We start from the raw sequence: 12188 nt of genomic DNA on the forward strand, positions 1-12188 counted from the left end.
GAGCGTTGCCGTGTTCGTCCTGGATTCGCGTCTGCAGCAGGATTCCCTGGTCCTGGGAAATTTTCCGCTGTGCCAGCTGTTGCTCAGCAAGGATGCCAACTACCCGTGGTTCATTCTGGTCCCACGCCAAGCCGGGATCAGCGAGCTGTTCGACCTGAGTGAAGCCGACCAGCAGTTGCTCTGGCAGGAAACCAACTACCTGGCCGGTGCGCTCAAGTCGGCGTTCAAGGCTGACAAGATGAACGTTGCCACCCTGGGTAACGTGGTCAGCCAGCTGCACATGCATGTGATCGTGCGCCGCCATGACGATGCCGCCTGGCCGGCGCCGGTGTGGGGCAAGGTGCCTGCGCTCGAATACCGTCAGGAGCAGTTGGATGAAATCCGTCAGCGCCTGCGTTCGGTGTTGAACGCCAGCTACAAGGAGGCTTGAAGGTATGTCGCTGGAATCGCAGATCATCGACCTGGAAACCCGCATGGCGTTTCAGGACGACACCATCCAGGCGCTCAATGATGTGGTGGTCGAGCAGGGGCGGGTGATCGATCGCCTGCAGTTGCAGATGGCCGAGCTGATCAAGCGCTACGAGGAAATGGTCGGGCAGTACGGCAGCGAGGGGGAGGAGGCGCCGCCACCTCATTATTGAGGCTGCGGACTTGCGGGAGCATGGCTCCCGCAAGGTAGACCCGATCAGCGGCGAGAAACCGCGATCACATCTTCGGCCTGCAGGCCTTTGTCGCGGTGCATGACCGAGAACTCCACGCGCTGGCCTTCGACCAGGACCCGGTGGCCCTCGCCACGAATGGCGCGAAAGTGCACGAAGATATCGTCACCGGAGTCGCGGGAAATAAAACCAAACCCCTTGGACGTGTTGAACCACTTGACGGTGCCGGTATCGCGCTTGCCTGCATCTTGCGTGCTGCTGGCGTTGGCGCGAGCTTTCTTGGGGCTGCGGGCAAAGCCTGCGCCCAGGTGCAGGGCGATGGCCAGGGCGGCGCAGAGCAGGGCGGGTAGATCACCCAGCTCCGGGCGTGCCAGCAGGGTCACGGTTTGCAGGATCACCGCGACCACCAGCAGGGCGCTGGCCAGGTGTTGCAGCTGTTGGCGCGCGCCTCTGTAGTACAACGGCACCACCGGTGCCAGAAGCAGGTTAAGCAGGCCGAGCAAGGCCAGGTAGATGGCCTGCGGTTGCTGCAGGAAAGGTATTGCTTCGGTTTTCAGGCTGGGTATGAGCGACAGCAGCAAAGCTGCAACGCCCGTCACCAGATGGACGATCTTGAACATTTGGTTAGGCTCACATTGATAAGGCCGATCACAGGAAGAGCTGTCAGCGCGGTGCGCAGGAGATAGAAAGCGCGGTCACGCGGCTGGCCAGCCTATGCACCCGGCATTTACAGTCCGCACGGGTGGCACGCTGCCTATTTAACAGCAAAGGCGCAGGCTTCTCAAACCGAGGGGCGGGCGAGCTGATGAGTTGCCGTAGGTCACATGCACGCTGGGGCAAGTCTTGTTACAGTGTGGATCGCCCGCTTGACTCATCAAGCCTTATGGAAAGGGGAACTTCATGGCAATCGATATCGGTATCAGTGAAGAAGATCGCAAGTCCATCGTAGATGGGCTATCCCGCCTGTTGTCGGATACCTATGTGCTGTATCTGAAAACCCATAACTTTCATTGGAACGTGACCGGCCCATCGTTTCGTACCCTGCACCTGATGTTCGAAGAGCAGTACAACGAACTGGCCCTGGCCGTGGACTCAATCGCCGAGCGAATTCGTGCACTGGGCTTCCCAGCGCCTGGCTCCTACGCATTCTACGCACGTCACTCCTCGATCAAGGAGGAGGAAGGCGTACCCCCTGCCGATGAAATGATCCGCCAGCTGGTCGAAGGGCAAGAGGCGGTCACGCGTACCGCGCGCAGTATTTTCCCGGTCGTTGACAAGGTCAGTGACGAGCCGACCGCAGACCTTCTGACCCAGCGCATGCAGGTGCACGAAAAAACCGCTTGGATGCTGCGAGTGCTGCTCGAGGGTAAGTGACTCCCTATTGAATCGCTGAACCCAGCCCGGCTGCGCCTCGCGTTGCCGGGCTTTTTGTTTCCTCAAGGAAGGCTTTGCCGCTGCTTTTCAACTCCGTTGCAGCGCTTCATTGGACGCCATGTCCACGTGTTCTGGCGCATGGGCAGTTCTTTTGGCGATGGAGTGGAAACAATGGAAATGGAAATCAGTGGGCCACGTGGCAAGCGCAATGCTAGCCAGGGTGGGTGTCTGGGCAAGCAGTGCATAGACCCTTTTGGCGCGGACTTCGACATGGCCCAGGTGCGGCCGGTATCGCGCTCGGTGCGGCTCAACGGCTTTGCTACCTGCTTGCGCCTGGAGCAGGTCTACTGGCGAATTCTGCAACGAATCGCCGAAGCCAATGGTTGCTCGGTCAGTGCGATATTGTCCTACGTGGATCGCGAGGTGCACTTGCGTCAGGGTGGGGTGAGGAACTTCAGTGGTCTGATCCGGGTGATTTGTGTAGCCTGGCTGCTTGATCCACCAACCACGCATTGATCGCCGGGCGGGCTGCACAGCACTCTCTAACCATATATAATCGCGGTTTTTGCTGCCCTGGCAGCCAGCGTTGTGGTTGACGAGAGACACCCATGCCACTTTATGACTATCAATGTGCAGCCTGTGAACACCAGTTCGAAGCGCTGCAGAAGATCAGCGCCGCGCCGCTGACCGATTGCCCGGCCTGTCAGGCGCCGGCATTGAAAAAGCTGCTGTCGGTACCCGGTTTTCGCCTAAGCGGCACGGGTTGGTATGAAACCGACTTCAAGACCGGGGCGAAAAAGAATCTGGCCGGCGGCGACAAGGCCGACTGAGTTGAATTGCAACGTCCGGGTCTTGCACTATTAGGGTTTGCACGAAAAATCACCGATCTGGTTTTTTTTCGTACAAACCCTAAGCCCCTTTGGGCGGCCAAGGCCTCCTTGAATACACGAATCACGAGAAGCGAACCACCATCATGATGCGCAGCCATTATTGCGGCCAACTGAACGAGAGCCTGGACGGCCAGGAAGTCACCCTTTGCGGCTGGGTCCATCGTCGCCGCGACCACGGCGGGGTGATTTTCCTCGATATCCGTGATCGCGAAGGCATGGCCCAGGTCGTGTTCGATCCGGATCGCGCCGAGACCTTCGCCGCCGCTGACCGCGTGCGCAGCGAGTATGTGGTGCAGATCACCGGCAAGGTGCGCAAGCGTCCTGAAGGTGCGGTCAACGCCAACATGGCGTCCGGCGGTATCGAAGTGCTGGGCTATGAGCTGACCGTGCTCAACGAAGCCGAGACTCCGCCGTTCCCGCTGAACGAATACTCCGACGTGGGCGAAGAAACCCGCCTGCGCTACCGCTTCATCGACCTGCGTCGCCCAGAAATGGCCGACAAGCTGCGTCTGCGTTCGCGCATCACCAGCAGCATCCGTCGCTTCCTCGACGAGAACGGCTTCCTCGACGTCGAGACGCCGATCCTGACCCGTGCCACCCCAGAAGGCGCGCGCGACTACCTGGTGCCAAGCCGTACCCACGCCGGTAGCTTCTTCGCCCTGCCGCAATCGCCACAGCTGTTCAAGCAGCTGCTGATGGTGGCCGGCTTCGATCGCTACTACCAGATCGCCAAGTGCTTCCGCGACGAAGACCTGCGTGCCGACCGCCAGCCGGAATTCACCCAGATCGACATCGAGACCAGCTTCCTCGACGAGTCCGAGATCATGGGCCTGACCGAGAGCATGATCCGCAAGCTGTTCAAGGAAGTGCTGGACCTGGAATTCGGTGAGTTCCCGCACATGACCTTCGAAGAGGCCATGCGTCGTTATGGTTCCGACAAGCCGGACCTGCGTAACCCGTTGGAACTGGTTGACGTTGCCGACCAGCTCAAGGATGTCGACTTCAAGGTCTTCGCCGGCCCCGCCAACGATCCCAAGTGCCGGGTTACCGCCCTGCGCCTGCCAGGCGGCGCCAGCATGCCGCGCAGCAAGATCGACGAATACACCAAGTTCGTCGGCATCTATGGTGCCAAGGGCCTGGCGTACATCAAGGTCAACGAGCGCGCCAAAGGCGTTGAAGGCCTGCAGTCGCCGATCGTCAAGAACATCCCTGAGGCCAACCTCAACGTGATCCTCGATCGCGTTGGCGCGGTTGACGGCGACATCGTGTTCTTCGGTGCCGACAAGTTCAAGATCGTCAGCGAGGCCCTGGGCGCCCTGCGCATCAAGGTCGGCAACGACTTCAACCTGCACACCTGCGAGTGGGCGCCGATGTGGGTTGTCGACTTCCCGATGTTCGAAGAGAACGAAGACGGCAGCTTCACCGCACTGCACCACCCGTTCACTGCGCCGAAATGCTCGCCGCAAGAGCTGGAGGCCAACCCGGCCACCGCGCTGTCGCGTGCCTACGACATGGTGCTCAACGGCACTGAGCTGGGTGGCGGTTCGATCCGTATCCACCGCAAAGAGATGCAGCAGGCAGTATTCCGCCTGCTGGGTATCGAAGCGGCGGAGCAGGAAGAGAAGTTCGGCTTCCTGCTCGACGCCCTGAAGTTCGGCGCACCGCCACACGGCGGCCTGGCCTTCGGTCTGGATCGCCTGGTCATGCTGATGACTGGCGCCCAGTCGATCCGTGAAGTGATCGCGTTCCCGAAAACCCAGAGCGCCGCGTGCGTCATGACCCAGGCCCCAGGTCTGGTCGATGCCAAGGCCCTGCGCGAGCTGCACATCCGTCTGCGCGAGCAGACCAAGGTCGAGTAAGCGCGACCGGGGTGCATCTGCAAGGGTGCACCCCCGCGCTACGGCGCAGATTTCTTCGCGTTCCGCCCTTCGGGGCGGAACCTGTTTCTGTTTCAAGGATTTGGAGTCGTTATGGCTGGTCATTCCAAGTGGGCGAACATCAAGCACCGCAAAGAGCGCCAGGATGCCAAGAGAGGCAAGGTTTTCACCAAGTGGATCCGCGAGCTGACCGTCGCCGCCAAGCAGGGCGGTCCAGATCCTGCGTCCAACCCGCGTCTGCGCCTGGCTCTGGACAAGGCGCTTGGCGCCAACATGAGTCGCGACATCATCGATCGGGCGGTTGCGCGCGGGGCGGGCACCAACGAAAGCGATAACGTCGAAGAGCTCAGCTACGAAGGTTACGGCCCGGGTGGCGTGGCAATCATGGTCGAAGCCATGACCGACAACCGCAACCGCACCGCCGCAGCCGTGCGCCATGCCTTCACCAAGTGCGGCGGCAATCTCGGCACTGACGGCTCTGTCGCCTATCTGTTCGAGCGCAAGGGGCAGATCAGCTTCGACGCCAGCGTGGATGAGGATGCGTTGATGGAAGCGGCCATGGAAGCCGATGCCGATGACGTAGTCAGCAACGACGACGGTTCGTTCGACGTGTTTACCTCCTTCAACAGCTTCTATGCGGTGCGTAACGCCCTGGAAGAAGCCGGCTTCAAGGCCGCCGACGCCGAGATCGTCATGCAGCCGACCACGAGTGCCGAGTTGGACCTCGATGGTGCGCAGAAGGTACTCAAGCTGATCGACATGCTTGAAGACCTGGATGACGTGCAGAACGTCTACTCCAATGCGCAGATCTCTGACGAGATCATGGAGCAGCTGGGTTAAGGTAGTGCGCAGGTAACGCTTCAGGCGCCTGTGCCGCCCTCATCGCGGGGCACAGGCCGCGCTTCACTCTTCAAGTGGCGCTTTCGCGCCCAATTCATGCAGGCGTTATGACTCTGATTTTAGGTATCGACCCCGGCTCGCGAATCACCGGTTTCGGCGTGGTACGCCAGACCGCGCGTGGTTGCGAGTACGTGGCATCGGGCTGTATCCGCACCGGTGCCGGCGAGTTGCCTGAGCGTCTGCAGATCGTATTTCGCGGTGTCAGCGAGATCATCCAGCAGCATGGCCCGGTAACAATGGGCATCGAACGGGTGTTCATGGCGCGCAATCCCGACTCGGCGCTCAAGCTTGGCCAGGCCCGGGGCGCGGCAATCGTCGCGGCGGTCGAGGCGGGCCTGGAGATCGCCGAGTACAGCGCAACCCAGGTCAAGCAGGCAGTGGCCGGGACCGGCGGGGCGAATAAAGAGCAGGTCATGCTGATGGTCATGCACCTGCTCAAGCTGACGCAAAAACCGCAGATCGACGCCTCCGATGCCCTGGCCATCGCCTTGTGCCATGCCCACACCCGCTCCAGCCTGATCCCCCACGGCTTGACTACCGCGCGGCGACGCGGCGGGCGCTTGCGTCTGTAGCCGCTTCATGCGCTGATACACATTTTGTCCGGGTGAGACGTTCACCCGGCGCATTTGCTGATAGGGTTGACCGGTCGCTGACCGGCACCCCAGAGGAAGGATCGGAACGTGATTGGACGTTTGCGTGGCACCCTGGCGGAAAAACAACCGCCGCACCTGATTATCGACGTCAATGGCCTGGGCTATGAGCTTGAAGTGCCAATGACCACCTTGTACCGCTTGCCCAAGGTCGGCGAGCCGGTGACCTTGCACACCCATCTGGTGGTGCGTGAGGACGCTCACCTGCTCTATGGCTTCGCCGAACGCCGTGAGCGCGAGCTGTTCCGTGAGTTGATCCGCCTTAACGGCGTCGGCCCCAAGCTTGCGCTGGCGCTGATGTCCGGTCTTGAAGTAAACGATCTGATCCGCTGCGTACAGGCCCAGGACGCTTCGGCGTTGGTGCGTGTGCCGGGGGTCGGCAAGAAGACCGCCGAGCGTCTGCTGGTCGAACTCAAGGACCGCTTCAAGGCCTGGGAAACCTCCCCCGCCATGTTCACCCTGGTGTCCGATGGCCCAGCTCCGGTCGGCAGCGCCTCCACTGCCGAGGCCGATGCGGTCAGCGCCCTGGTTTCGCTGGGTTACAAGCCTCAGGAAGCGAGCAAGGCAGTGTCGGCAATCAAGGACAAGGCCGGCATGAGCAGCGAAGACCTGATCCGCAGCAGCCTTAAAGGGATGATTAGCAAGTGATCGAAACCGACCGCCTGATCGCCGCCTCCGGACGCGACCGCGAAGAGGTCCAGGACCGCGCGATTCGCCCGCTGAGCCTGGATGAGTACATCGGCCAGCCGGTGGTGCGCGAGCAGATGGCACTGTTCATCCAGGCCGCGCGCGGTCGCAGCGAGTCGCTGGACCATACCTTGATCTTCGGCCCGCCGGGCCTGGGCAAGACCACCCTGGCCAACATCATCGCCCAGGAAATGGGCGTATCGGTGAAAAGCACCTCGGGCCCGATTCTTGAGCGTCCGGGTGACTTGGCAGCGATGCTGACCAATCTTGAGCCACATGATGTGCTGTTCATCGACGAGATTCATCGGCTGTCGCCGATCGTCGAGGAAGTGCTGTACCCGGCCATGGAAGATTTCCAGCTCGACATCATGATCGGCGAAGGTCCGGCAGCGCGCTCGATCAAGCTCGACTTGCCGCCATTCACCCTGGTTGGCGCGACCACCCGTGCCGGCATGCTCACCAATCCCTTGCGCGACCGCTTCGGCATCGTTCAGCGCCTGGAGTTCTACAGCGACAAAGACCTGGCCACCATCGTCAGCCGCTCGGCGGGCATCCTTGGCCTGGTGATCGATGCCCAGGGCGCCTTTGAAATCGCCCGCCGTGCCCGTGGCACGCCACGCATCGCCAACCGCCTGCTGCGCCGCGTGCGCGACTACGCCGAAGTGCGCGGCAAGGGCGAGATCACCAAGGCGGTGGCGGATCTGGCGTTGAACCTGCTGGATGTCGACGAGCGCGGCTTCGATCATTCCGACCGCCGCCTGCTGCTGACCATGATCGAGAAGTTCGACGGTGGTCCGGTGGGGGTCGACAACCTGGCGGCAGCGATCAGCGAAGAGCGGCACACCATCGAAGACGTGCTCGAACCCTACCTGATCCAGCAGGGCTACATCATGCGCACTCCGCGTGGGCGAGTGGTCACCCGGCATGCCTACCTGCACTTTGGTCTGAACATTCCTGGGCGATTGGGCGAGGGCGCTGACTTTTCTGATTCTGCCGATGAATGACAGATCAAACCGGGCTTTTTGTGGTCTCATCGCTGGCATGCCGATGGCGCGCTGGCAATACGACATTATCGATGAAAAAACAGTTGCCGGGGCGGATTGGCAAGCTGAGGAGTAAGCACTAGAGTATGCGCGCGCAAAATCAGCTGGAATCGTTCGCACACCGCTGTCGCGTCTATTACGAAGATACCGACGCAGGTGGCGTGGTGTATTACGTCAACTACCTGAAATTCATGGAGCGTGCGCGCACCGAGCGGCTGCGACACCTGGGCTTTTCCCAGCATCAACTGGCCGGGCAGAACCTGTTGTTCGTGGTGCATTCCAGCGAGGCGCGCTATCACGCGCCGGCCCGTCTGGACGACGAACTGCGAGTCACCGCGCAAGTAACTGAATTGAATCGCGCCAGCCTGCGTTTCGTGCAGCAGGTCTGGCGAGAAAAAGATGCAACGCTGCTCTGTGAGGGGCAGTTCCTGGTGGCCGCCGTGCGCGCCGACACTTTCAAACCCCGGGCCATCCCCCCAGAGCTGCGCGACGCTTTCCTGGCGGACGGCACGGGTACTCAATCGATTGCAGGAGAATAAGCGTGGAAGCTAACGTCGTCGACCATACCTCCATGTGGAGTCTGGTCAGCAATGCCAGCGTGGTAGTACAGCTGGTAATGCTGACCCTGGTGGCCGCCTCGGTCACCTCATGGATCATGATCTTCCAGCGCAGCACCATGCTGCGCGCCGGTCGTCGTGCGCTGGATGCCTTCGAGGAGCGTTTCTGGTCGGGCATCGACCTGTCCAAGCTGTACCGCCAGGCGGGCAGCAACCCGGACCCGGATTCGGGTGTCGAGCAGGTCTTCCGGGCCGGTTTCAAAGAGTTCTCGCGCCTGCGCCAGCAGCCGGGTGTCGATCCGGATGCGGTCATGGAAGGCGTTGGCCGGGCCATGCGCGTGGCGATCTCGCGTGAGGAAGAAAAGCTTGAGCAAAGCCTGCCATTCCTCGCCACCGTCGGTTCGACCAGCCCGTACATCGGCCTGTTCGGTACCGTCTGGGGCATCATGAACTCCTTCCGCGGCCTGGCTTCGGCGCAACAGGCAACCCTGGCCACTGTAGCGCCAGGCATCGCCGAGGCCCTGATCGCCACCGCGATCGGCCTGTTCGCCGCGATCCCGGCGGTCATCGCCTACAACCGTTTCGCCGCGCGCAGCGAAGTGCTGATCGGTCGTTACTACACCTTCGCCGACGAGTTCCAGGCGATCCTGCACCGCAAAGTGCACACCAGCGAAGAGTAATCAGGTAGAAACCCATGGCCCGAGTTCGCCACAAACGCAAGCCGGTCGCCGAGATGAACGTGGTGCCTTACATCGACGTGATGCTGGTGCTGCTGGTCATCTTCATGGTGACGGCTCCCATGCTCAACCAGGGGGTGAAGGTCGACCTGCCCAAGGTTTCCAGCGAAGCCCTGCCGCAGGACAACAACGTCCAGATCCTCACTATCTCGATCAAAGCCGACAAGACCTACTACTGGAACCTTGGCAGCGAGGTCGACACCGACAAGCAGATGGACAAGGCCATGACCTTGCCGGACATGACCAGCGCCGTGACCAAGATCATCGCCGCCGGTCGTGACCAGGGCAAGCAGACCCAGGTCTTCATTCGTGGCGACAAGGCTGTCGACTACGGCGCGGTCATGGGTGCCATGGGCGGGTTGCAGAAGGCCGGTGTCGGTAACGTTGGCCTGATTACCGAGGCGCCCTGATGCAGCAGCGAGAGCCATCCGCCTCGGAAAGCTACTTCTGGCCCAGTGTCTGGGCCATCGGCCTGCACGTGCTGGTGTTCGCGCTGCTGTTCGTCAGCTTCGCCATGACTCCGGAGCTGCCACCGTCCAAGCCGATCGTCCAGGCTACCCTGTATCAGCTCAAGTCCAAGAGCCAGGCGACTACCCAGACCAATCAGAAGATTGCCGGGGAGGCGAAGAAAACCGCCTCGCGCCAGACCGAAGTCGAGCAGCTTGAGCAGAAGAAGGTCGAGCAGGAGGCCGTGAAGGCCGCGGAACAAAAGAAAGCCGATGCGGCTCAAAAGGCCGAGGAGGCTCGCGAAGCCGCCGAAGCGAAAAAAGCCGAGGAAGCGGCCAAGACCGCCGAAGCCAAGAAGGCCGCCGAGGTCAAGAAAGCCGAAGAAGCCAAGAAGGCCGCTGAAAAGCAGCAGGCCGACATCGCCAAGAAAAAAGCCGAAGACGAGGCCAAGAAAAAGGCCGAGGAAGAAGCCAAGAAAGCGGCAGCTGAGGAGGCGAAGAAAAAAGCCGCCGAAGACGCCAAGAAAAAAGCAGCCGAGGACGCCAAGAAGAAAGCGGCGGCCGAGGATGCGAAGAAGAAGGCAGCTGAAGAGGCCAAGAAAAAGGCCGCTGCAGACGCCCAGAAGAAGAAAGCACAGGAAGCAGCCCGCAAGGCGGCAGAAGACAAGAAAGCCCAGGCCCTGGCCGAGCTGTTGTCCGACACCACCGAGCGGCAGCAGGCGCTGGCTGACGAGCAGGGTGACCAGGTGGCCGGCGACTTCGACGACCTGATCCGCATGCGCGCAGCCGAAGGTTGGGCGCGTCCGCCTTCCGCACGCAAGGGCATGACGGTAGTTCTGCAGATCAACATGCTGCCGGACGGTACCATCACCAGCGTCGGCGTATCCCGCTCCAGTGGAGACGGTCCGTTCGACAGCTCGGCGGTGGCAGCAGTGAAGAACATTGGTCGATTGACCGAAATGCAGGGCTTGAAGCCGAACGAGTTCAATCCGTATCGTTCATTCAAGATGACATTTACACCTGAGGATCTAGCGTTGTGATTAAACTCCTTCGAGGACTGCTGGTCATGCTCTGCTGCGTGGCAGGTATGGCCGTAGCAGAGGAAAAGAACATCCTGGTCACCAGCGGTAGCGACCGGGCCACGCCCATCGCGGTAGTGCCGTTCGGTCTGCAGGGTGGCAGCGTGTTGCCAGAAGACATGGCCGATATCATCGGCAATGACCTGCGCAACTCTGGCTACTACTCGCCCATTCCACGCCAGAACATGATCAGCCAGCCGACCCAGGCCAGCGAAGTCATCTTCCGTGACTGGAAGGCCCTGGGCGCGCAATACGTGATGGTCGGCAGCATCGTGCCATCCGGTGGTCGCCTGCAGGTGCAGTACGCCCTGTTCAACGTCGCCACCGAGCAGCAAGTGCTGACCGGCAGCGTCGCCGGTACTGTCGACCAGCTGCGTGACATGTCGCACTACATCGCCGACCAGTCGTTCGAAAAGCTCACTGGCATCAAGGGTGCGTTTTCCACCCGCATGCTGTACGTGACTGCCGAGCGCTTCTCGACCAACAACACCCGCTACACCCTGCAGCGCTCGGACTACGATGGCGCGCGTGCGGTGACCCTGCTGCAATCGCGCGAGCCGATCCTGTCGCCGCGCTTTGCACCGGATGGCAAGCGTATCGCCTATGTCTCGTTCGAACAGCGCCGTCCGCGCATCTTCGTCCAGCACATCGATACCGGCCGCCGCGAGCAGGTGACCAACTTCGAAGGCCTCAACGGTGCTCCGGCCTGGTCGCCGGATGGTTCGCGCCTGGCCTTCGTGCTGTCCAAGGACGGCAACCCGGACATCTACGTGATGAACATGGGTTCGCGTCAGATCAGCCGCGTGACCGCAGGCCCAGGCATCAACACCGAGCCGTTCTGGGGTAAAGACGGCAACACCCTGTACTTCACCTCCGACCGTGGCGGCAAGCCGCAGATCTACAAGACCTCGGTCAGTGGTGGTGGCGCCGAGCGTGTAACTTTCGTGGGTAACTACAACGCCAACCCGAAACTGTCGGCGGATGAAAAGACCCTGGTGATGATCCATCGCCAACAAGGTTTCACCAACTTCAAAGTGGCGGCCCAGGACCTGCAACGTGGAAGTGTAAAGATTCTCTCTGATACAAGTCTTGATGAGTCTCCCACTGTTGCGCCAAACGGCACCATGCTAATCTACGCCACCCGCCAGCAGGGCCGGGGAGTCTTGATGCTCGTCTCTCTCAACGGACGCGTGAGGCTCCCGCTTCCTACCGCGCAAGGCGAAGTCAGAGAACCGTCCTGGTCCCCTTACCTGAACTGATTGCGGCGTAATACGTTTTGCTTAACACAC

General features: G+C 61.1%; 16 protein-coding genes. 15 read left to right on the forward strand and 1 reads right to left on the reverse strand.

The window, feature by feature from the left end:
* The first annotated feature begins 10 nt into the window (after positions 1 to 10).
* Positions 11 to 430 carry an HIT family protein gene (locus HU737_RS02750; protein ID WP_186555365.1) on the forward strand — a complete coding sequence of 140 codons (420 nt, stop codon included), beginning with the start codon at positions 11 to 13 and terminating at the stop codon, positions 428 to 430.
* Positions 431 to 434: 4 nt separating this feature from the next.
* Entirely contained in the window at positions 435 to 641 is a 207-nt protein-coding gene (locus HU737_RS02755; RefSeq protein ID WP_186555364.1) for a SlyX family protein, read from the forward strand.
* 44 nt (positions 642 to 685) lie between these two features.
* Here the strand turns inward: HU737_RS02755 and HU737_RS26360 are convergent, their stop codons facing one another.
* Positions 686 to 1279, reverse strand: coding sequence for a cold-shock protein (locus HU737_RS26360; RefSeq protein WP_186555363.1), 594 nt, complete (start codon positions 1277 to 1279; stop codon positions 686 to 688).
* 280 nt (positions 1280 to 1559) lie between these two features.
* On the opposite strand from HU737_RS26360, the gene HU737_RS02765 reads away from it, so the two are divergent.
* The 13 genes from HU737_RS02765 to tolB all read left to right on the forward strand — a co-directional run bounded on the left by HU737_RS02765 (position 1560) and on the right by tolB (position 12158).
* Positions 1560 to 2033, forward strand: a complete 474-nt coding sequence (locus HU737_RS02765) for a Dps family protein (protein ID WP_186555362.1) — start codon at positions 1560 to 1562, stop codon at positions 2031 to 2033.
* A 171-nt stretch (positions 2034 to 2204) separates the two neighbouring features.
* Positions 2205 to 2549 carry a ribbon-helix-helix domain-containing protein gene (locus tag HU737_RS02770; protein ID WP_405130235.1) on the forward strand — a complete coding sequence of 115 codons (345 nt, stop codon included), beginning with the start codon at positions 2205 to 2207 and terminating at the stop codon, positions 2547 to 2549.
* Between the two features lie 92 nt (positions 2550 to 2641).
* Positions 2642 to 2863 (forward strand): FmdB family zinc ribbon protein, encoded by a 222-nt coding sequence (locus HU737_RS02775; protein WP_186555361.1) that lies wholly within the window; start codon positions 2642 to 2644, stop codon positions 2861 to 2863.
* A gap of 143 nt (positions 2864 to 3006) precedes the next feature.
* Positions 3007 to 4782 carry an aspartate--tRNA ligase gene (gene aspS, locus HU737_RS02780; RefSeq protein WP_186555360.1) on the forward strand — a complete coding sequence of 592 codons (1776 nt, stop codon included), beginning with the start codon at positions 3007 to 3009 and terminating at the stop codon, positions 4780 to 4782.
* Positions 4783 to 4893: 111 nt separating this feature from the next.
* Positions 4894 to 5640 (forward strand): YebC/PmpR family DNA-binding transcriptional regulator, encoded by a 747-nt coding sequence (locus HU737_RS02785; protein ID WP_186555359.1) that lies wholly within the window; start codon positions 4894 to 4896, stop codon positions 5638 to 5640.
* A gap of 107 nt (positions 5641 to 5747) precedes the next feature.
* The gene (ruvC, locus tag HU737_RS02790; protein ID WP_186555358.1) at positions 5748 to 6272 is read left to right on the forward strand and encodes a crossover junction endodeoxyribonuclease RuvC; all 525 of its coding nucleotides are present in this window, start codon (positions 5748 to 5750) and stop codon (positions 6270 to 6272) included.
* A gap of 108 nt (positions 6273 to 6380) precedes the next feature.
* Positions 6381 to 6998, forward strand: coding sequence for a Holliday junction branch migration protein RuvA (gene ruvA, locus HU737_RS02795; protein WP_186555357.1), 618 nt, complete (start codon positions 6381 to 6383; stop codon positions 6996 to 6998).
* On the forward strand, positions 6995 to 8041 hold the full coding sequence (ruvB, locus tag HU737_RS02800; protein WP_186555356.1) for a Holliday junction branch migration DNA helicase RuvB: 1047 nt from the start codon (positions 6995 to 6997) through the stop codon (positions 8039 to 8041). The genes ruvA and ruvB overlap by 4 nt, the downstream gene beginning before the upstream one ends.
* Before the next feature lie 125 nt (positions 8042 to 8166).
* Positions 8167 to 8619: a tol-pal system-associated acyl-CoA thioesterase gene (gene ybgC, locus HU737_RS02805; protein WP_186555355.1), complete on the forward strand. Its 453-nt coding sequence runs from the start codon at positions 8167 to 8169 to the stop codon at positions 8617 to 8619.
* Positions 8620 to 8621: 2 nt separating this feature from the next.
* Entirely contained in the window at positions 8622 to 9317 is a 696-nt protein-coding gene (gene tolQ, locus HU737_RS02810; RefSeq protein WP_010952367.1) for a protein TolQ, read from the forward strand.
* Between the two features lie 14 nt (positions 9318 to 9331).
* The gene (gene tolR, locus HU737_RS02815) at positions 9332 to 9784 is read left to right on the forward strand and encodes a protein TolR (RefSeq protein ID WP_008090221.1); all 453 of its coding nucleotides are present in this window, start codon (positions 9332 to 9334) and stop codon (positions 9782 to 9784) included.
* Complete coding sequence (gene tolA / locus HU737_RS02820) at positions 9784 to 10860, forward strand: cell envelope integrity protein TolA (RefSeq protein WP_186555354.1); 1077 nt, start codon at positions 9784 to 9786, stop codon at positions 10858 to 10860. The genes tolR and tolA overlap by 1 nt, the downstream gene beginning before the upstream one ends.
* Positions 10861 to 10886: 26 nt before the next feature.
* Complete coding sequence (gene tolB / locus HU737_RS02825) at positions 10887 to 12158, forward strand: Tol-Pal system beta propeller repeat protein TolB (protein ID WP_189661848.1); 1272 nt, start codon at positions 10887 to 10889, stop codon at positions 12156 to 12158.
* Positions 12159 to 12188: the final 30 nt, after the last annotated feature.

It is taken from the genome of Pseudomonas urmiensis (assembly GCF_014268815.2).
Lineage (GTDB): Bacteria > Pseudomonadota > Gammaproteobacteria > Pseudomonadales > Pseudomonadaceae > Aquipseudomonas > Aquipseudomonas urmiensis.